The sequence below is a fragment of the Gardnerella sp. 2492 genome (assembly GCF_050320365.1).
Taxonomy (GTDB): Bacteria; Actinomycetota; Actinomycetes; order Actinomycetales; family Bifidobacteriaceae; genus Bifidobacterium.
Genome location: NZ_CP186952.1, coordinates 1276562 through 1297782, shown reverse-complemented (window position 1 = coordinate 1297782; position 21221 = coordinate 1276562). Strand labels below are relative to the sequence as shown.

Annotated in this window: 17 protein-coding genes; 1 reads left to right on the top strand and 16 read right to left on the bottom strand. The window is 43.1% G+C overall.

Annotated elements, in window-relative coordinates; genetic code table 11:
* Positions 1-15: 15 nt before the first annotated feature.
* From ACPFYS_RS05095 to ACPFYS_RS05025, 15 genes are all read right to left on the bottom strand, one after another.
* On the bottom strand, positions 16-1860 hold the full coding sequence (locus ACPFYS_RS05095) for a peptidoglycan D,D-transpeptidase FtsI family protein (protein ID WP_427876404.1): 1845 nt from the start codon (positions 1858-1860) through the stop codon (positions 16-18).
* Positions 1860-2471, bottom strand: coding sequence for a hypothetical protein (locus ACPFYS_RS05090; protein ID WP_427876403.1), 612 nt, complete (start codon positions 2469-2471; stop codon positions 1860-1862). The genes ACPFYS_RS05095 and ACPFYS_RS05090 overlap by 1 nt, the downstream gene beginning before the upstream one ends.
* Position 2472: 1 nt before the next feature.
* Entirely contained in the window at positions 2473-3528 is a 1056-nt protein-coding gene (rsmH, locus tag ACPFYS_RS05085; RefSeq protein ID WP_427876401.1) for a 16S rRNA (cytosine(1402)-N(4))-methyltransferase RsmH, read from the bottom strand.
* A complete protein-coding gene (gene mraZ / locus ACPFYS_RS05080; RefSeq protein WP_427877669.1) occupies positions 3528-4301 on the bottom strand; it encodes a division/cell wall cluster transcriptional repressor MraZ in 774 nt (257 codons plus the stop codon). Before mraZ ends, rsmH begins: the two co-directional genes overlap by 1 nt.
* Before the next feature lie 1235 nt (positions 4302-5536).
* Positions 5537-6874 carry a type I glutamate--ammonia ligase gene (gene glnA / locus ACPFYS_RS05075; RefSeq protein ID WP_427876399.1) on the bottom strand — a complete coding sequence of 446 codons (1338 nt, stop codon included), beginning with the start codon at positions 6872-6874 and terminating at the stop codon, positions 5537-5539.
* Positions 6875-7086: 212 nt separating this feature from the next.
* Positions 7087-7818: a hypothetical protein gene (locus ACPFYS_RS05070; protein ID WP_427876397.1), complete on the bottom strand. Its 732-nt coding sequence runs from the start codon at positions 7816-7818 to the stop codon at positions 7087-7089.
* A gap of 14 nt (positions 7819-7832) precedes the next feature.
* Positions 7833-11405, bottom strand: a complete 3573-nt coding sequence (gene dnaE / locus ACPFYS_RS05065) for a DNA polymerase III subunit alpha (protein ID WP_427876395.1) — start codon at positions 11403-11405, stop codon at positions 7833-7835.
* 45 nt (positions 11406-11450) lie between these two features.
* Positions 11451-12464: an RluA family pseudouridine synthase gene (locus ACPFYS_RS05060; RefSeq protein ID WP_427876394.1), complete on the bottom strand. Its 1014-nt coding sequence runs from the start codon at positions 12462-12464 to the stop codon at positions 11451-11453.
* Between the two features lie 15 nt (positions 12465-12479).
* Entirely contained in the window at positions 12480-13040 is a 561-nt protein-coding gene (locus ACPFYS_RS05055) for a signal peptidase II (protein WP_427876392.1), read from the bottom strand.
* Positions 13041-13114: 74 nt separating this feature from the next.
* Positions 13115-14428: a DivIVA domain-containing protein gene (locus tag ACPFYS_RS05050; protein ID WP_427876390.1), complete on the bottom strand. Its 1314-nt coding sequence runs from the start codon at positions 14426-14428 to the stop codon at positions 13115-13117.
* 242 nt (positions 14429-14670) lie between these two features.
* Complete coding sequence (locus ACPFYS_RS05045; protein WP_427876388.1) at positions 14671-15027, bottom strand: YggT family protein; 357 nt, start codon at positions 15025-15027, stop codon at positions 14671-14673.
* Between the two features lie 152 nt (positions 15028-15179).
* Positions 15180-15641, bottom strand: a complete 462-nt coding sequence (locus ACPFYS_RS05040; RefSeq protein WP_427876386.1) for a cell division protein SepF — start codon at positions 15639-15641, stop codon at positions 15180-15182.
* A gap of 25 nt (positions 15642-15666) precedes the next feature.
* Entirely contained in the window at positions 15667-16878 is a 1212-nt protein-coding gene (ftsZ, locus tag ACPFYS_RS05035; RefSeq protein ID WP_427876384.1) for a cell division protein FtsZ, read from the bottom strand.
* A gap of 237 nt (positions 16879-17115) precedes the next feature.
* On the bottom strand, positions 17116-18312 hold the full coding sequence (gene dusB / locus ACPFYS_RS05030; protein WP_427876382.1) for a tRNA dihydrouridine synthase DusB: 1197 nt from the start codon (positions 18310-18312) through the stop codon (positions 17116-17118).
* A gap of 20 nt (positions 18313-18332) precedes the next feature.
* Complete coding sequence (locus ACPFYS_RS05025; protein ID WP_427876380.1) at positions 18333-19853, bottom strand: glycine--tRNA ligase; 1521 nt, start codon at positions 19851-19853, stop codon at positions 18333-18335.
* Positions 19854-20046: 193 nt separating this feature from the next.
* On the opposite strand from ACPFYS_RS05025, the gene ACPFYS_RS05020 reads away from it, so the two are divergent.
* Positions 20047-20421 carry an MTH1187 family thiamine-binding protein gene (locus ACPFYS_RS05020; RefSeq protein WP_427876378.1) on the top strand — a complete coding sequence of 125 codons (375 nt, stop codon included), beginning with the start codon at positions 20047-20049 and terminating at the stop codon, positions 20419-20421.
* On the opposite strand, the gene ACPFYS_RS05015 is transcribed toward ACPFYS_RS05020, so the two are convergent.
* Positions 20418-21212 (bottom strand): isoprenyl transferase, encoded by a 795-nt coding sequence (locus ACPFYS_RS05015; RefSeq protein WP_427876376.1) that lies wholly within the window; start codon positions 21210-21212, stop codon positions 20418-20420. The two genes, ACPFYS_RS05020 and ACPFYS_RS05015, sit on opposite strands and share 4 nt — an antisense overlap.
* Between the last annotated feature and the right edge of the window lie 9 nt (positions 21213-21221).

The window sequence follows — 21221 nt, the reverse complement described above, 5'->3', positions numbered from 1 at the left end:
TCACCTGTTCTTAAACTACCATTCAACTGGAACTGCATCATTGCGCGGAGCAGAAGCAGGAATATCATACTTCTGCATCAAAAACTCAGCAATGGTCTTAAACATAGGACCTGCTGTAATACCACCATACATGCCTTCTGGGTCCTTAAGAATAACGCTGATAGCAAATCGAGGATTATCTGCAGGAATAACTCCAGACCAGTCAGCAATAATAGAAGTCAAGCCAACGCCAGAGCCAGCAACTTCTGCAGTACCACTCTTAGCAGCAATACGATATCCATTTATGCCAACGAACTTATTGTAATGCTCAGCAGAATTCTCAAGAGCGTTCATCATCTGATTAGCAACATTCTCGTCAATAACACGAGTAGCCTCACGATGAGAAGCAGGAGTTACATGACCAGAAGGGTCAATAACCGACTTCACAATTGACTGACGAAGTCTTACACCCTTATTCGCAATAGTTGCCATAGCGTTCGTAAGTTGCAAAGCGTTAACAGCATAGCCCTGTCCAAAAAGAACAGTGTCTTTCTTTCTACCATCCCAAGTTTTGTAATCAGGAAGCAAACCTTGAGATTCTCCTCTTAGACCCATTCCTGAGTATTTACCAAAACCAAACTTTGAAAGATACTCGTAGCGCTTATCTACAGGATACTTTTCTCCAGCAAGAACCATACCAACATTAGAAGATTGAGCAAGAATACCAGCAAGAGTCCAATGCTTAACAGAATGGTCAATTGCGTCTCTAAACTGCTGCTTACCCTTATTAATAGATCCCGGAACAGCAAACGGATCTGTAATCTTATGAGCGCCAGTTTGCAACATACCTGCCATAGCGAAAGTCTTGCCAACAGATCCAGGTTCAAAAGTTTGGCTTACAGCTTTTGAAACTTTAGTCTTCGCATCAGGACTTCCAGCTTCAATACTGTCAGTATCTTCCAAAGCTAATATTTCGCCAGTTTTAACGTCCTGAACTACTGCAACACCCCATGCGGCATGATACTTTTCTTTGCCATCTAACAGAACTTTTTTAACATACCAATCAACATCACTATCAATAGTCAACTTGATATCGTTGCCATTAACAGCAGGCTTTGATTCTGTAGGAGTTCCAGGTATTCTCTCGCTACCAGCATTATTGCCTTGGTAGCTCTGATAGCCGTCAACGCCCGTTAAAATTTTGTCTTGAGTAAGCTCCAAGCCGGAATCGCCAACTTCGCCCTTCTTGGTTTTATCAACATCGTCTCTACGACTTTGATCAGCGCTAGTAACACCGCCAATAATAGAGCCAAGAATATGGCTGCTAGAATACACTCGCTGACTACTGTTTTCAGCATAAATGCATCCAGAAAGATTCATAGCATCGATAGCACGTTTTACTTCCGGAGTAACGTTACGCTTCAGCACAACATATCGGCCGCCATCAGCCAATTTTCCACCAAGTTCCATAACGTTCATATTAAGAACCGGAGCCAAAAGTCTTGCAACAGCCAACGCTCCCGTACCCTCTACCGGCTTTCCGTTAATAGACTGGCAGTTGTGAGAAGTCTGCTTAGTGCACGGAGTTGGAGTAAACGCCTGAGCATTCATTGGGTCGCCAATAATGTCGTAACGTTCAACGCTTTGAGCAAGTACAGAACCGTTTGTGTCAAGAATTCTACCGCGACGAGCCAGAATTGGTCGAACTCGCTTGCGCTCCGCCTGCGCAGCCTGAGCTGTGGAACGAGCGTTAACAAGTTGAATAAAACTCAGCTTTATAACTGCAAATGAGCCTAGCATAGCGAATACTACTGCTACGACTATGCATTTACGTACAAATGGGTCGCATTGGGCGAAACGTTGTCTGATTGAATGGCGCATCAATGTTTCTCCTGTTTTACTGAATTATTTGGACGTGTTTGTTGTTTCTGTTGTTGCGGCTGCGGCTGCTGCGGCTTTTGTTGCTGCTGCGGCTTTTGCTGCGGCTGCTGGGCTTGCTGCTGATTGCCCGAAACAGACTTATTTTTCGCATAGTCGCTCAAATCTATAGAAATAGAATTCTGTTGAGGAACCATGCCCATCTCTTGGGCTTTTGCAGGAAGACCTGCCTCCAAAGTGTCTAACTGAGCTTGAGTTGTTTCAACATCTTGTCGCAATCTAACAATTCGCGATTGAGTTGCAGACTGTTCAAAAGAAATTTCAGCCATCTGCGTACGCAAAAGTAACGAAACGGAAAGAGTAATAAGAAGGAACAGAACAATCACAACAAAATTAAGAAGAGGAGCTTTGCGAGTATTACTCCACGCAACAACTTTATGCAAACGCTTCATAACACTAGAAGATCCGCGATCTGACACACTAGAAGAAACAGGAGCAGAAAAAACAGAACGCTCTTTTCTATCAGACTTAATCTGAACTCTTCTTCCAGCAGGAGCAGAAGAAGAAGGAACAATACGAGAATTACGAGAATTACGAGAATTCAAAACTGTCATGTCACCTACCCCCCTGTCTGCGAACAGCACGCTGAGAACTACCAGTAGCACTGATAAAACCGCGCGCTTCATCATCAAAACGCTTAACCCACCTATCTGGTATTTCTCTACACAGCGAAACAGCACGCAAACGCACAGAAGAAGAACGCGTATTATTCGCAATCTCCTCTTTAGAAGCCTTCACTGCGCCACGAGTAAGAGATTCAAAGAACGGCTGAGCATCAGAAGGAATTACAGGCATATTAGCTGGAACATCAACTTTTAAACCCTGATTCATAAAACGTTTAACAGTTGTATCTTCCAAAGAATGGTAAGATTCCACAACCAAACGGCCACCTTTGCGCAAACGTAAAGCAATTTTTGGAAGAGTGCGCGAAAGCTTATCCAACTCACCATTAACTTCTATACGCAGCGCCTGGAACACTCTTTTAGCAGGATTACCAGCAGCGCGATGAGCCTTTGGAATAACGGAATCAACTAAGCTAACCAACTGACCAGAAGAAACAAGAGGCTGAATATCCCTTGTTTCTACAATCTTGCGCGCAATTGCGGAAGCAAAACGCTCCTCGCCATACTCGCGGAAAATCTTAGACAACTCATGAACATCATAATTAGCTAAAATCGTTGCGGCAGTAGTACTTTGTGTAGTATCCATGCGCATATCAAGCTCAGTATCGTGAGAATAAGAGAAGCCGCGATCAGTCTCATCAATCTGCAAACTCGAAAGACCTAAATCCATAAAAGCAGCATCAATAAAATCAATACCGTTATTTGCGAGAACTTCATCAATCTCATCAAAAGCAGCATGAGCTGGTATGAAACGATCCGACAAACCTTCACGACGCATTCTCTCAGTAGCTAAACCAAGCGCTTCGCTATCTCTATCAATGCCTACAAGCTTCGCCTTCGGAGAAGATTTAAGAAACGCAGTAGCGTGACCAGCGAGGCCGAGAGTGCAATCTACTACAACTGCATCATCGTGTTGCAATGCGGGAGATACTAAATTAACGCAATCCTTAAGCAAAACCGGAGCGTGAATAGTTGAAATATCAGTCATCACATCACCGCCGGCAATACGTCGTCAGCAATATCAGCGTAATCTTGCTCACGATCAGAAAGGTAATCTTCCCAAGCAGACTTATCCCATATTTCTGCGCGAGTACCAACGCCAATAACTACGATATCTTCGCTCAAATTAGCGTAATTGCGAAGCATTGTAGGAACAACAATGCGACCCTGCTTGTCTGGGACTTCGTCAACAGCGCCAGAAAGGAACACGCGCAAATAATCTCGAGCAGATTTGTTGCTCATGGAAGTCCTCTGAATTTGCGACGTAATACGCTGAAACTCGGAAATAGGAAGCACGTACACGCAACGTTCTTGACCACGAGCCATAACAAAACCCTGACCGAGTTGAGAGCGGAATTTTGCAGGCAAAGCCACACGACCTTTTGCATCAATTTTTGGCGTATATGTGCCTAGTAGAACAGGTGCGGAAAAGGCGGATGCGGTTGGTGCGGTGGAGGCTTGTGCGGCAGGTGCGGGTGCGGTTGGTGCGGCAGGTGCGGGTGCGGTTGGTGCGGCGGGTGCGGTTGGTGCTGCAGAAACAGGTGCTTGCGCGGCAGAAACAGCGTAAGTAGAAGGAGCAGCAACCTGAGCTTGAGGAGCATACGCGGCGGAAATCGGCAAAGGAGTGGAGGTAAAAGCCGAATTTTGCGTTAATTGCTCGCTGGAAAGCACAGGCTGCTGCAAGTTTTGTTGCAAAATCTGCTGAGGCAGCTGCGTTGTCATTTGCGAAATTTGCGGAATTACTGGCGAAAATGCTGGCATCTGAGCATATTGAGTATTCCCGTAATAAGGCTGATACTGCTGGAAAGATTGCGCATTAGGCTGCTGGATTTGCTGCGCAGCATATGGCAGTGGCATCTGCGTTTGCTGATTTGCAGTAGATTCAGAAGTTTGCGCGAATTGCTCTGCAGGTTGATTAGAAGGTTGATTAGGAGTTTGACCGGCAGACTGATTAGCAGATTCAGTAGCAGCTTCAGTATTTAGAAAATCGTGATTGTTGCGAAGGTTTTTTGAGGAGAAGTCGGCATTATTCTGCGACTTTTTAGGGTCACTGCTACGCACCATTCTCCACCTCCTTAATCACGATGCACGATGCCGCATGCACGTGATTCACCATCTTACTCCACAACTCACCAAAATTCCCCACTTTTTTACAAAAAATTAATTTTTTTATATATAAATAAGTAAAGATAAACAATAAGGAATTAATTTCAATGCACCATTGGATTTGAAATTACTTGATTTTAAAAATAAACTCCGCTCCAAAAGCGAGACAAAGCTCTCACGTTTGGAGCGAATAACGATGCTAAACCCTCCAAATGCGAGACAGTGCTCTCGCGATTGGAGCAAATAATCTAATCAACAACTCCATTCACGAGAACACTCTCTCACAAATGGAGCAACCGACGTAAATAAACCCTCCAAACACGAGACAGTCCTCTCACGTTTGGAGCAAAACACACACCGACACACTCCAAACACGAGACAGTCCTCTCACGTTTGGAGCAAAACACACACCGACACACTCCAAACACGAGACAGTCCTCTCACAATTGGAGCGCTGCGCAACAACAAACCCTCCAAACGCGAGATGATGCTCTCACGATTGGAGCAAAACACACACCGACACGCTCCAAACACGAGACAAGGCTCTCGAGATTGGAGCAAATTACGAAGATAAACCCTCCAAACACGAGACAGTCCTCTCACGATTGGAGCAAAGTACGCAACGACACGCTCCAAACACGAGACAGTCCTCTCACAATTGGAGCGCTGCGCAACAACAAACCCTCCAATCGTGAGACAACTCTCTCACGATTGGAGCAAAAGAATGTATAAAAAAATCGCTGGAAGAAATGTAATCTCCCAGCGATCCTAAAACCATCAATTATCAATCAACAAATCCGCATCTAGCAAATCCGCAAAATCACAAATCCGCAGTTCACAGAAACATCAAATCAACAATCAACAGATCCGCAGTTAACAAATCCACAAAATCACAACCTCGGCAAATACTTCTCCAGCTCAAAAGGCGTAACCTGACGACGATACTCTTCCCACTCCTGGTGCTTATTGCGCAAGAAGTACTCAAAAGCATGCTCACCTAATACGCTAGCCACAAAGTCTGAACGCTCCATAATCTTCAAAGCCTCGTCCAAAGACTCCGGAAGCGGCTGAATACCCATTGCCTGACGTTCAGCATCCGTAAGCTCCCACACATCGTCACTAGTCGGATCGCACAAAGTCATCTGCTTTTCAATACCATCCAAACCTGCAGCCAAAAGCACAGAGTAAGCAAGATATGGATTTGCCACAGGGTCCAACGCACGAAACTCCATTCGGCAAGAATTACCCTTACCTGGCTTGTACTGCGGTACACGCAAAAGCGCAGAACGATTACTATGACCCCAGCATACGTAGCTAGGAGCTTCCGCACCACCCCACAAACGCTTATACGAGTTCACATACTGATCAGTTACAGCGCAAATTTCCGAAGCGTGATGCAAAATACCAGCCGCAAACTGACGCGCAATAAGCGACATATTAAACTCTTGACCAGCTTCATAGAAAGCGTTCGTATCGCCTTCAAAAAGACTCAAATGCGTGTGCATGCCAGAACCCGGCTGATCAGTTAACGGCTTTGGCATAAAGCTTGCGTACATTCCACGCTCAAGCGAAATTTCCTTAACTACCGTACGGAAAGTCATAATATTATCCGCGGTAGTAAGCGCATCAGCGTAACGCAAATCAATCTCGTTCTGACCAGGACCGCCTTCATGATGCGAATACTCTACAGAAATACCCATCTGCTCTAACATACTTACAGCATTACGGCGGAAGTCCATTGCCGAGCTTCTAGGAACGTGATCAAAGTAACCGCCCTCATCAATAGGCACAGGCGCTTTGGACCAATCATCCTGAGCTTCGAACAAATAAAACTCAATTTCAGGATGCACGTAGAAAGTAAATCCTTTTTCTTTCGCTTTTGCGAGCGCAGTCTTAAGCACATGACGAGGGTCTCCTAGCGAAGGCTCACCATCAGGAGTTAGCACATCGCAGAACATTCGCGCTGTGCCTTCTGGGCCTCCATGCCATGGAAGAATTTGGAAGGTTGATGGATCTGGCTTAACAATCATGTCGTCTTCGAGCACGCGAGTCATACCTTCTATGGCAGATCCGTCGAAACCAATTCCTTCATCGAAAGCCGCTTCCAATTCTGCAGGAGCGATAGCTACAGATTTAAGCGTGCCAAGCACGTCAGTAAACCAGAGACGAATAAAACGAACGTCACGTTCTTCAACAGTACGCAGTGCGAACTCTTGTTGCCTATCCATGATTTACCCTCGTTTCCTATGCATAGTGTCTTCTATAAAATCTCACAAGTATCTAAGCATATAAAAATTACTAAGATCTATTTTTATTATCACCTATTAACTAAGGTACACGCACGTAAAAATGCATGAATTTACCTACTTGTAATGAAATTAGAAGAAAAATAGAATAATAAATTTCCACTAAATTCCCGCTAAATATTTACTAGATACTATCAGTGATTAAAATATTTACCGTATTTACTGAAGATTCCAGGAATATCAGATTTTTTTAATAAGTCACTATTTATAATCTCAATATCTTGCTTCTTCAGATCTTCCAAAGTAGCTACTCCTATAAGTAAATCCTCTACGCGATCAGAAAACATTGATAATACCATTGGAGCAACCATATCTTGAGTTGGAACTTTGTACTTATAAAGTTTTGCTTCTAATCTATTAGCGCGATTTACTATGAGTAAGCCTTCAATACCTTTGAAATATTTGATGAATTTATTAATAGCAATTTCTGGCTCATCATTTTGCAAATTGTGCAAAACAGCCACGCTTCCGTTTTCCTCAGTAAAACAATCTGCCGATACTCCAGCAAGTTTGCAAAGAGCAGCAAGAATCTCACAATTATCCACGTGTGCTAAGATTACAGCGGCTTTAGCTTTTTTGCCTAAAAGCTCTTCTAAATCTTCTTTAAACTCAGCTTCCTCAAATTTATTCATGGCATCGTTAATATCATTTTCATCAATGCTATCTTCTGAAAACTTGCCGCTAGAGTTTGAGGACAGTTTTGAGGAATTATCTGCATTACTTGCAGTTTTATTTTCTTCCGATTTTTGGTTATCTGAATTAAATTCGCGTTCAAAATCAGCAAGCGCGTTTTCTAGCTCAGCATCAGTAAAGGATGCGCGAATATTTTTATCAGAATTTTCGTTACTATTCTTTTTATCTTCCATAGTTTCTCTCCTTTTCAAACGCTTGGTAAACAGCTAGGACCGAATACAATCTTCATTTCTGCAAATAGTGACGTATCTCGTTTTATTCGGAAATTGTCACCTAAAGTCAATACTTGCGCTTTTCCAGAATCATCAAGTAACGCTAAATGCACTTCACAGCACCCAGGGTGACGGTTAAGAATATTCCTCAACTCTTCTACCCTAGAACGTTCCAAAGCTACGCGCGGCAGCACAATAGTAAGCGGACGCTCATCTACTGATTCTAGTGTTGGAATCTCAAATTCTGTAACTCTAAGCGAAACAGTTTCGTCACGAACTTCAATCTGTCCTCGAATACGAGCAACCTGATCTATAGCCAAATCTTTAGCTGAAGCTTCATAAACTTTTCCAAAGAACATGCATTGGATTGAGCTTTCCATATCCTCCAAAGTAACTATTGCCCAAGCGTTACCTTTTCGAGACAAACGTCTATCAACGCTAGTAACTAAGCCAGCAAGCGTCACATTCTGACCATCTCCCATAGTTTTTGCGTTATCTATGAGTTGAGCAATAGACATTTCTCGCAAATCTGAAAGAACAGCAGATAATCCGCTTAATGGATGATCCGAAACGTACAAACCCAGCATTTCTCGCTCAAAGTTAAGCTTGGTCTTCTTATCCCACTCTTCAACATCAGGCACAGTAACTTGCATATCACCCATGCCATTATTACTTGCGTCAGAAGAATCAGACGAATTATCTAAATCTTCAAAAAGATCAAATTGCCCTTCTGCCTGCTTGCGTTTAAGCGCAATAATAGAATCAATTGCAGGATAGCAAATTTGGAATAATGAGCGACGATTTGAATCAATTGAATCAAAAGCTCCAGCTTTAATAAGTGATTCAACTAAGCGTCGGTTTAGTGCGGTAAATGGCACTCGCTTAATGAAATCCATAAAATTAACAAACTTGCCTCTACCGCTTTTACGCTCTGAGATAATATCGTTAACAGCTTTGTCTCCAACATTACGTATAGCGCCCAAGCCAAATCGCACAACATCTCCAACTGCTGAATATTCAAGCACAGACTCGTTCACATCCGGCTGCAAAACTTGAATACCCATACGTCTAGCTTCGCCCAAGTAAAGTGCGGTTTTGTCTTTATTTGTACGCTCGTTTTGAAGCAAAGCAGCCATAAATTCTACAGGATAATGCGTTTTCAAATACGCAGTCCAGTATGAAATCAAACCATATGCCGCAGAATGAGCTTTATTAAACGCGTAACCAGAGAACGGTACTAGTACGTCCCAAACTGCTTGAGCTGCCTCCTGAGAATAACCGTGCTCTTTCATACCTTGGAAGAACGGAACTTTCTCTTTTGCCAGCACTTCTGGCTTCTTTTTGCCCATTGCTCGACGCAAAACATCTGCTTTACCAAGACTATAGCCTGCTAAAATACGCGCAGCAGACTGCACCTGCTCCTGATAAACAATAAGACCGTACGTTTCGTCCAAAACTTCCTTAAGAGGTTCTGCTACTTCCGGATGAATTGGGATAATATCTTGCAAACCGTTTTTGCGCTTAGCGTAATTCGTATGCGAATCCATATCCATAGGGCCAGGACGATACAGTGCAATTAAAGCCGAAATATCGTTGAAATTATCTGGTTTTAACGTACGCAGGAGCGCGCGCATACCGTCGGAATCAAGCTGGAAAACGCCTAAAGTATCTCCCCTAGAAAGTAGTTGATAAGTAGGCTTATCGTCTAACGGAATTTTAGTATAATCAATAGGCTCTTTACCGTTATTTGCAATATTTTGTAAAGTATCGCGAATAACAGTCAAATTAGAAAGACCTAAAAAGTCCATTTTTACAAGGCCGAGAGTCTCACAAGTGTGATATTCGAAAGTTGTGGTAATGGTACCATCAGTGCGCTCTAAAAGCGGTGAAGTGTTTGTGATTGGCTCAGAACCCATGATTGTTGCGCAAGCATGCACACCGGTTTGACGAATCAAACCTTCAATACCTTTTGCTTCTTCCGTAATACGATGAGTATCTGGATCCGTATCGTACATTTCGCGAAACTCGCGCGCTTCAGCGTAACGTTTTGATTTTTCGTCAAAAATATCATGCAAGCTCATATCTTTGCCGTTTTTAGCAGGAGGAAGAACTTTAGTAATTTTTTCGCCTACTGAAAACTCGTATCCCATAATACGTGCGGAATCTTTAAGAGCCTGCTTCGTTTTAATAGTTCCGTAAATAACACACTGAGCAACTTTATTTCTTCCGTATTTTTCCCCCACGTACTCGAGTACTTTCGCACGACCATCAGGATCAAAATCAACATCAATATCTGGTAGAGATACTCGCTCAGGGTTTAAGAAGCGTTCGAAAATCAGACCGTGCTTCATAGGATCAAGCTCAGTAATGCCCATTGCGTACGCAACCATTGCTCCTGCAGCAGAACCACGACCAGGACCAACCATCACTCCATGAGCTTTAGCCCAGTTAATATAGTCTGCAACTACTAAAAAGTAACCGCAGAACTGCATTTGGCAAATCACACCGCATTCGTAATCAGCCTGCTTTAAAACTTCCATCGGAACGTTATTGTTGTAACGACGCTCCAAACCCTCCTCAACTTTTTTAAGGAATAGCGAAGTTTCATCCCAACCTTCCGGACAGTCAAATTGCGGCATAAAAGCGCCATCTTCACCGTCATCAAACATAACGTTACAGCGACGAGCAATTTCAAGAGTATTATCGCAAGCTTCAGGAAGTTCTTTAAAAAGTTCGCGCATTTGCTCAGCAGACTTCAGATAATAACCAGAACCGTCAAACTTAAAACGGTCCGGGTCATCCAAACGCGAGCCTGAATTAATGCAAAGCATAGCATCCTGCGCTTCGCGATCTTCCTCATGAACGTAATGCAAATCGTTTGTAGCAAGAAGAGGAGCGTTAAGTTTTTTCGCAATCTCAAGCAAGTCTTTCGTTACTCGCGTTTCAATAGAAAGACCGTGATTCATAAGCTCAATAAAGAAATTATCTCGCCCAAAAATATCCTGAAACTCGCCTGCAGCACGTAAAGCTTCTTTAAACTGGCCTAAGCGAAGACGCGTCTGAATAATCCCAGAAGGACAGCCAGAAGACGCTATAACTCCTTTAGAATAAGTTGACAATACTTCCTTATCCATACGCGGGTAGCGCATAACACGACCCTCAAGATTAGCAACAGATGAGGCTTTAAGAAGATTAGTTAAACCTTCATCGTTTTGCGCCCACAAAGTCATATGCGTAATCAAACCACCGCCAGAAACGTCATCCGAATGCTGCTCTTCCGTGCCCCAATGCACTCGGCTCTTATCTTGCCTTGCAGTTTCAGGAGTAACATAGGCTTCAATGCCAATAATCGGCTTAATACCAGCCTTTACAGCCGTACTCCACATTTCGTACGCACCATGCATATTGCCGTGATCGGTAATAGCAACAGCCGGCATACCTAATTCTTTAGCACGATTAACTAAATCAGGAATTTTTGACGCACCATCAAGCAACGAATAATGCGTGTGATTGTGCAAATGTACAAAATTGGTTTCCGGCTGACTCATAGATGATATTCTATAAGCGAAAGTTGACCTCTAAAATCAAAAATGCTATTTTGACAATGCTCGCATGGCTTCTAAAGCGTGTTGCAAATCTGAAGGATACTGCGACTTTAACGTAACAGTTTTACCGGTAGTAGGATGCGTAAAAGTAAGTTCCATAGAATGTAACCATTGTCTGCTTAAACCAAGATTTTTAGCCAAAACTGGGTTTGCACCATACATAGAATCTCCGACTAGCGGATGTCCAATAGAAGTAAAGTGCACGCGTATTTGATGAGTTCGACCAGTTTCCAAATTAACACTAGCGAGAGTAGCTCTTCCGAAACGCTCAAGAACATCCCAGTGCGTTACAGCAGGTTTGCCATCAGAAGTAATAGTGAAACGAAAATCAGATACTTTTGCGCGTCCAATTGGAGCCTCAATAGTAGCTTTGTCTTGACTTAAGTCACCTTGTACAAGAGCATGATACGTTTTAATAACGCTGTGCTGAGCAAATTGCTGTTTCATAACCGTATAAGCGATATCGGTTTTACAAACAAGCATAAGACCGCTTGTTCCAACATCAAGACGACTTACTATACCGCGCCTATTTGCTTCGCCAAGAGTCGTAGTAATTTTAATTCCGCGTTTTTTTAACGCTTCATTTACGGTAGGACCACACCATCCGCTTGCAGCATGAGCAGCCATGCCAACAGGCTTATCAATTACAACAATATCTTCGTCCTCGTAAGCAATGGTCATACTCTGCTCAATATTTTGCCATTCTTGAGTTTCGTAAGAATTTTTAGATTCTGCAAATTCTTCAGTAGTAGATTCTTCAGTAGTAGATTCTTCAGTTTTATTAACTTCAGATCTTACAGTTTTCGACAGGGTTTCGAAAAATACTATCTCGTCAGTATCTAGAAGAATTGCCGATTTATTTGCTTTTCGATTTGAAAGTTTTACTATACCTTGCGAAATAAGATTGCTCGCTTTTGAACGAGAAATATTACGTAACTGCGATATTGCAACGTCGAAACGACAACCGACCAATTCTTCTGGAACTGGCATACTATGAACCATACTTTCTGCTGCTCTCTACTTGCTGCTCTCTACTGATTCGTTTATATCTTCCGGTTGGTTAGAATCTACGGGTTCTGTCTTATCATCTTTTTCGTCGGCATAAAATGGAGTTTCGAAAAGTATAAGAGCAACAAACCACAATCCTGCAAATACCAAAATAATATCTGCAACATTGCCAACAGACCATCCGTAATTTATAAAATCAACAACTTTGCCGTCCAAAAAATTTTCAGCATAAGTAGCTCTATCGATAAGATTTCCGAAAGCTCCAGCAAATCCAAGCGATAATGCTATAGTCCACTGCAAAGATGTTGTTCGACGAACCGCCGCAAGCATAGCACTACAAGCAATAATGGCCAAAATACTAATTACGCAAGTTAAGCTTGATCCTAATCCAAATGAAGCTCCGGAATTTCTAACTAAAGCGAGCGAGAGGAAATTAGGAATGCACAAAATCTGCCTTCCGTATTGAAGCGCTCCAAGAGCCCACACTTTAGTAGCTCGATCTATTACAAGCCCAACAATTACAATAAGTGCAAAAACGGCTGCGCGCGTACGCAGCCGTTTCACACGCACATCTCTATGCGCCAATGTTTATCCAATCTTTAAGGGAATAAACTTATAAGTAAAGCTCAAAAACTAAGCTATACTTAATTTTCTTTATTCTCTTCCTGCTTATCATCTTTGCCTAAGTTATCAAACGCATTCTCGTCAGAAACTTGAGCAACAAGCTGACCCAAGAAGTCCTTCAAACGAGCACGATATTCACTTTCGAACTGCTTAAGGCTCTGAATATTTCCTTCGATAACCTTGGTCTGCTTATCCAAGTTCTCATGAACCTGACGTGAGTAAGCATCAGCAGCAGTGCGAGTTGTTGAGTCGTACTCTGCGGCACGATGCTGTACTTCAGACTCATACTGATCAGCTTGATCATGCACTTGCTTAGCGTAATCATCTGCAGCCTGACGAACCTTACCAGAGTAAGCATCAGCCTCATTGTGAGCGCGTGCTGCATAAGCATCAGCGTCGGAACGTGTACGAGCAGAATAATCATCAGCATCGTCACGAGTTTGCTTGCTATATTCTTCAGCCTCAGAACGAGTACGAGCAGAATAATCATCAGCCTTAGCAACAGTTTCGTTGTAACGAGCCTGGCCTTCTTCAACAATCTGCTGAGCCTTAGCCTTGCCCTTATCTACATACTGATCGTGAAGCTGCATTGCAAGAGTCAACATTGCAGTAGCACGCTCTGGCTCCGAACCACTAACTTCAGCACCAGCACCAGCAATCTTCTGCAAGCTACCAGTTTCAGTATTTGGTTCCAACTTAGCAACTTGCTGACGAAGCTGCTCTTCACGCTGACGAGACTCCTCTAACTGCTGAGTAAGCTCATTCACCCTTACGTTCTCCTGCTGGGTAACTACAAGCTGCTGACGTACAGTCTCAAGTTCACGGCCGAGTGTCTCGCTGCTTGCACGGAAGTCGTCACGTTCACGAGTAACGTCTTCCAATTCTTTAACAAGCTTCTTATCATTATCAGATTTAGCTGCCTGAGCTGTAAGCTGATCAACTTGAGCACCAAGGCCATCCAGCTGCTCTTTAAGCTGCTGATTCTGCAATGCTAGAGCACGGTTGCTTTCTTCAGCTTCAGCAAGTTTCGCAGCAGTAACATCATTGTGATTATCGTTAGGCTTATTTGCAGCAGCACGCAGATTTTCATTTTCTTTTGTAAGAGAATTAACCTTATCTGTTAACTCAGTAATCTTAGTGTTAAGACCAGCAACATCTGAACCCAGAGACTGTGTGGAAGCCCCAAGTCCTTGCACGGCCTGCTGACCGAGCGCTTCTATTGTTTCTGTAACCTGATCGAGAAACTCGTCAACCTCGTCGACGTCGTATCCTCCTTTGAAACGCACAATCTGGAAGGTATGCTCTCGAATATCTTTAGGCGTTAACAGAGCCATATCTTTACACCTCGCTTTTGGGGACGCAGCTCTTTGATATACCTCTTAAATGCTATCACGCCCGCAGAAGATTAGGTCAAAAAGCTCACTTAACTTATAACAAGTAATATTTAATTTTTTATTATATTCTATAGATACTTTACTTATATCACTATGGATTATTTTATTTTCTAAAATTTTTACATTTAATAAAATATTTTTAATTATTTCTGCTGTTTAAATCCAATATTTAAATCCAATATTTAAATCCAAATTTCTAAAACAATTAGCAGGAAGTAAAAAATCATAAAACTTAAATCCAAACTAATTCCACCTAAACGCATACTGGAAGGAATAAGTCGTCTAATAAAACGCAAAGGTGGTTCTGTTATGTAGTACACAATTCTAATAAGTTCATATACGAGTCCGCGAGGATGATAATTGCGAGCAAGCAGCAGAATCCAATCAAGCACTGCTCTAATTATGAAAATTGTCATATATGCGTTTAAGAAGAAGTGGAATATAAGCCAGGAGTAAAAAATTATAGGAGATTCAAATATGTACGTTCCAAATATGGAAGAAACTGTAACGTTTGTTAATTCTTTACTTAATTCCCCCACTTTTACCCCTTTTAGTAGCTTATTTTTAAGTTGATAATTTTACTAACAAAAATTTATATTTGCTAAATAGTGAAGGCAATGCTTCTTTAGAAACATTGCCTTCATCTGCACATATACATAGTTCAGCAGTTTAAGCTTGCTTACTAGAAAATTTACGAGAACAAATCTCTAGCAGCACCGTTTACTGGAGCATCTTCAACTTTTATATTTACCTGTGCTGGGCTGAGAAGGAACACTCTAGGCGTTACTCTCTCAATCGATCCTCGCACACCAAACACAACTCCAGCAGAAAAATCAACGATTCTATACGCTACTGACTCAGTAACTCCAGTAAGATTCAACACTACTGGTGTACCGTCACGAAGAGCGCGACCAACGAGCTGCGCATCATCGTAAGACTTAGGGTGAATCGTAGTAATACGGCTCATGCGACCAACGCTTGTCGTGCGAGGACTTGCTGCACGAGAAACATCAGAACGCTGAGAAGTCGCAGAAGCAACTGAATGATCATTGTCGAAGGAAGTATCTTGAGCTTCCTGCTCAACGTAATCATCATCTTCTGGAACATCTGCCATACCAACATACGACATCATGTTCTTCATAAACCCAGCCATGAAGCGACCCTCCCTTCGTTATGATTTAACGCAGAAAATCAGGAATATCCAATTCGTCTGGTTCAGCAGTTTGCTGAGGAGTGCTCATAGGCTGGAACTGCTGAGGAGCAGGCTGAGTTTCAAATACAGACTGTACCTTAGTTGCAGCAGGCTGAGCTGGAGCAGAAACAGGCAAACTTGCAGGTGCAGGAGAAGTTGACTGAGCTGGTGCAACAGACTTCACATCAGCCTGCATGTCCACAAACTGACCAGCTTTGCTTCCTTCTTCTGCTTTTGGATGAGAATCAAATCCTGCAGCAATAACAGTAACGCGAACTTCGTCACCGTAGGAATCATCCAAGGAAAGACCCCAAATAATCTGAGCTTCTGGATGTATGGCCTTACGAACAAGCTCGGTAGCAGCAGATGCTTCCTGAAGTTTCAAATCGCTTGGGCCGGCGATGTTAATCAAAGCACCGTGAGCACCTTCAATGCTTTCTTCAAGCAGTGGCGAACTAATTGCAATCTCTGCAGCTTGAGTAGCACGATCTTCACCCTTAGCAGAACCAATACCGAACAATGCAGTACCAGCTCCACGAAGAATAGCTGTTACATCGGAAAAATCAACATGGATGTAAGAATTCGTGGTAATCAAGTCCGTAATACCTTGCACACCAGCAAGAAGTGCAGTATCAGCAGTCTTGAACGCATCAATAATACCAATCGTTCTATCAGAAATTTCCAACAAACGATCATTAGGAATCACAATCAACGCATCTACTTCGTTACGAAGATTTTCGATACCAAGTTTCGCAGATGCTGCACGCTGTGGTCCTTCAAAACCAAATGGACGCGTAACCACAGCAATAGTCAACGCACCCTGCTGATGTGCTGCACGCGCAACGATTGGGCTGGCACCTGTACCAGTGCCACCGCCTTCGCCGCATGTAACGAACACCATATCAGCGCCCTTTAATGCTTCTTCAATGTCGGATTGATGATCCTGAGCCGCCTTAGCACCCTTTTCAGGGTCCGCACCAGCGCCGAGGCCTCTACTTGAAGCATCAGATAATGAAATCTTCACATCAGCGTCAGAACGCAACAAATCCTTAGCATCAGTGTTAATAGCTACGAATTCTACATTCTGCAAACCCTCGGTGATCATTCGGTTGACGGCGTTACCACCGGCTCCACCGACGCCGACTACCTTGATGATGGTTTTGTCGTTGAAATTGTCAGTCTGGGCAATCTCGCTCACCGTTGTCTCCTGTCACTCACGCACGTTTACGCAATACTTTAGCGCAAAACGCTCGATATTGGCGACGTTTTAACAATAAAAACTGAAAAAATGTCACTTCTTTGATAATACACCCGGCACTATGCAAATACTTAACGTGTAATATACAACAAATGTTTAATTAAATAAACAAAAGTAAAAGTGCCGATTATACTAGCCGAAAAACCCTAGAAAAACTTAGGAAATTCGCATTAAATTTTAATAGCTGGCATCCATAGGATCGTCACCAAATAAAGCCTCACGTTCCTCATGATTGGTTATACGCGAATCTAACCATCCATAAGGAAGATGAACTTTTTTAGCAAAACGAACACGTCCTCGCGGCGTGTCTAAAACCTGCTCAGGCAAACGCAACGAACCATCAAGCATATCAATATTACGCTTAACATCTTCAATTGATTCGCACTCCATAAAGTTTTTACGAGTGCCGCCGCCAACAGGAAAACCCTTCAAATACCAGGCTACATGCTTGCGCAAATCATGCACAGCCATACGCTCGTCGCCATCATAAAACTCAACAAGAAGCTGCAAATGATGCAAAATAACAGAACAAACTTCTGACAAAGTTGGATTTACGCGACTTTCGCTACCCTCGCAAGCAGATCGAATATCAGCAAAAATCCACGGCCTACCTTGACAGCCTCTACCGATAGCAACGCCAGCGCAACCAGTTTCCTTAAACATTGCTAGCGCATCATCCGCACCCCAAATGTCACCATTTCCAAAAACAGGAATATCAAGAGACTCTACAAGCTCACCAATACGCTGCCAATCAGAGTGACCGCCATAATATTCAGCAGTTGTACGAGCATGCAAAGTAACAGCCGCACAACCCTCTTCTTGCGCAATATGGCCAGCTTGCATGAAAGTCTCGTGGTCTTCATCAATACCAACACGGAATTTAGCCGTAACAGGTATTCCTGCTGGCTCACACACGCCAACAACGCGATGCAAAATCTCCTGCAACAAATCAGTTTTCCAAGGAAGAGCAGAACCGCCACCGCGCCTTGTAACTTTTGGAACCGGACAGCCGAAGTTTAAGTCAACATGATCAGCCATGTTTTCATCAACAACAATTCGTGCAGCCTGCTCAACAATAGAAGGATTCACTCCATAAAGTTGCAAAGAACGCACTTTTTCACTAGGCGCAAAACGGCATAAACGCAAAGCTTTTGGATTTCTTGCAACCAATGCGCGCGCAGTAATCATTTCTGCTACATAAAGCCCATCAGGACCATATTCGCGGCAAATTACACGAAAAGGCCAGTTAGTAATACCAGCCATAGGTGAAAGAACTACAGGAGTAGCTACGTGAATTTTACCTAAATTTACTGGCTTGATTGCGCAAGCCGAATCAGCCTGCGCAATCCCAGTTTCCACAGTATTCTGCGACATTTGCACGTCTTTAGAAGAAGTTAGTACAAGCCACCAGCTTGAGCAATCTGCACAGGCTTAGACTCATCCTCTCCCACTTCCTTAGAAACATCCATACCACCATCAGCAGCACGAGTTCCAACTATCTCAGCAGGACCCTGAGGATAACGTACGCGCTTCTCGTTAATACGGCTAGCAACATAATCCGCAACCTTGTCGAGAGAAACTCTCTCCTGCTGCATAGTGTCGCGCTCACGAATTGTTACAGCGTGGTCTTCCAAAGTATCAAAATCAACTGTTACACACAGAGGCGTACCAATTTCATCCTCACGACGGTAGCGGCGACCAATAGCACCAGCTTCATCGTAATCAATAACCCAATCATGCTGACGCAAATCCGCAGCCAAATCTTGAGCAACAGCCTGCAATTCTGGCTTCTTACTCAGAGGCAAAACAGCAGCCTTAACAGGAGCCAAACGCGGATCGAGACGAAGAACAGTACGCTTATCAACTCCGCCCTTAGTGTTTGGAGCTTCATCAACGTCGTAAGCATCAACCAAGAACGCCATAAGCGAACGCGTAAGACCAGCAGCAGGCTCAATAACGTAAGGAACGTACTTCTCACCAGTAGCCTGATTAAAGTAGCTCAAATCCTCGCCGGAATGCTTAGCATGAGCAGACAAATCGTAATCTGTACGGTTTGCAATACCTTCAAGCTCTCCCCAGTCAGACCCCTGGAAGCCGAATTTGTACTCAATATCGACAGTGCGCTTTGAATAATGGCTGAGCTTCTCCTTAGGATGCTCATACATGCGCAAGTTTTCTGGCTTAACACCCAAATCAACATACCAGCGAACGCGAGTATCAATCCAATACTGATGCCAAGCTTCGTCAGTTCCAGGCTCTACAAAGAACTCCATTTCCATCTGCTCAAACTCGCGAGTACGGAAAATAAAGTTTCCAGGAGTAATTTCGTTACGGAAAGACTTACCAATATTCGCAATACCAAAAGGTGGCTTCTGGCGAGTAGAAGTCATAACGTTCTTGAAATCAACAAAAATACCCTGAGCTGTTTCTGGACGCAAATAATGCAAGCTATTTTCGTCTTCAACCGGCCCTAAATGAGTACGAAGCATCATATTGAAGTCTCGTGGCTCAGTCCAGTTTCCGCGAGTACCGCAATCTGGGCAAGCAATATCCTTCAAACCATTCTCAGGCATCTTATCACCGTGCTTCTCAGCATAAGACTCTTCGAGCTTATCGGCACGATGACGCTTATGGCAGTTCAAGCACTCAATCAAAGGATCATTGAATACAGAAACGTGACCGGAAGCAACCCACACTTGGGAAGGCAGAATAACAGAAGTATCTACACCAACTACATCTCCACGAGTGGTGACCATTGCGCGCCACCATTCACGCTTGATGTTATCTTTTAAAGCCACGCCCAAAGGACCATAATCCCAAGCAGAACGTGTACCACCATAAATTTCGCCAGCAGGGAACACAAATCCTCGACGCTTAGCCAAGGAAACAACTTCATCAAGCTTTGAAACAGCCACAATACACCTTTTTCGTAAAATCTTAAGAAAATTCGGGTGAAAACGGTGTTTATTATAGAAAAACCCTCTGACTCTAAAACTCTAATTTATAAAAATAAGTAAGTTAACACTTTACAAGCACTATCGAAAGATTCTGAAAAATAAAGATACAATAAAAAATAGCTAAGATTAATCACAATCGAAACGAGTAAAAATGAACGAAACAAAAGAAAACGCGAGCGCAGAAAGCGAAAATAAAATTCAAACTCATAAAACCAATACTGTTGCAGCTCTCTGCATTGCTCCAAGCGGAGTAGGAGAAGAGTTAAGCGAGTATGTTGCAGATGCTGTACAAGTAATACGCGATTCTGGTTTAAAAAACGAGACAAACGCAATGTTTACTAACATTGAAGGCGAATTTGATGACGTTATGCGCGTAGTAAAAGATGCAACAATGGCTGTAGTAAACCAGGGACATAGAACGGAAGTTATACTAAAACTCGATATTCGTCCTGGTTTTAGTGGGCAAATTGACGCAAAGCACGAGTTGGTTGATGAAATTCTTAAGCGACGCAAAAACGAAAATTAAGCGTTCTTAACTCCACCAAAACGGCGATCACGATGCGCATAACGATCAATAGATCTCCAAAGCGCTTCACGACCATAATCAGGGAAAAGTTCCGGAACAAAATCAAGTTCTGCGTACGATGCCTGCCATGGAAGAAAATTACTTGTACGCTGCTCGCCAGAAGTGCGAATAACTAAATCGCAGTCTGGAATATCCGGATTATACAAGTGTTCAGAAATCATTTTTTCTGTAACGCGATCGCCCTTAATCTTTCCGTCACGAACTTCTTTAGCAATTTGCGCGCAAGCATCCGCAATTTCTGCTCGTCCACCGTAGTTTAAGCAAAAAACAACATCAATAGTTTTGTTATTCTTGGTGATTTCTTGAGCTTTTTCTAACTCGTCAATAACAGACTTCCACAAACGAGGACGACGACCAGCCCAGCGCACTCGCACACCCCACTCGTTCATTTGAGAAACGCGTCTGTGAATAATATCTCTAGAAAATCCCATCAAAAAGCGTACTTCTTGCGGCGAACGCTTCCAATTTTCAGTAGAAAACGTGTACAAACTCAAGTAACGAACTCCAGCTTCAATAGCCCCTGCAATAGTATCGAACACAACAGGTTCCGCAGCTTTATGGCCTTCAGTACGAATCATTCCACGCTCTTTAGCCCATCTACCGTTACCATCCATAATCACACCAACGTGGCGAGGAACTTTTCCTTTAGGAAAATCTGGTATACGAGAAGGGTCACTAAAAGGAGCCGCTGGAATATTAAGCGATGTATAATCCACGTTTTCAAAAGCCATACTTAAGAA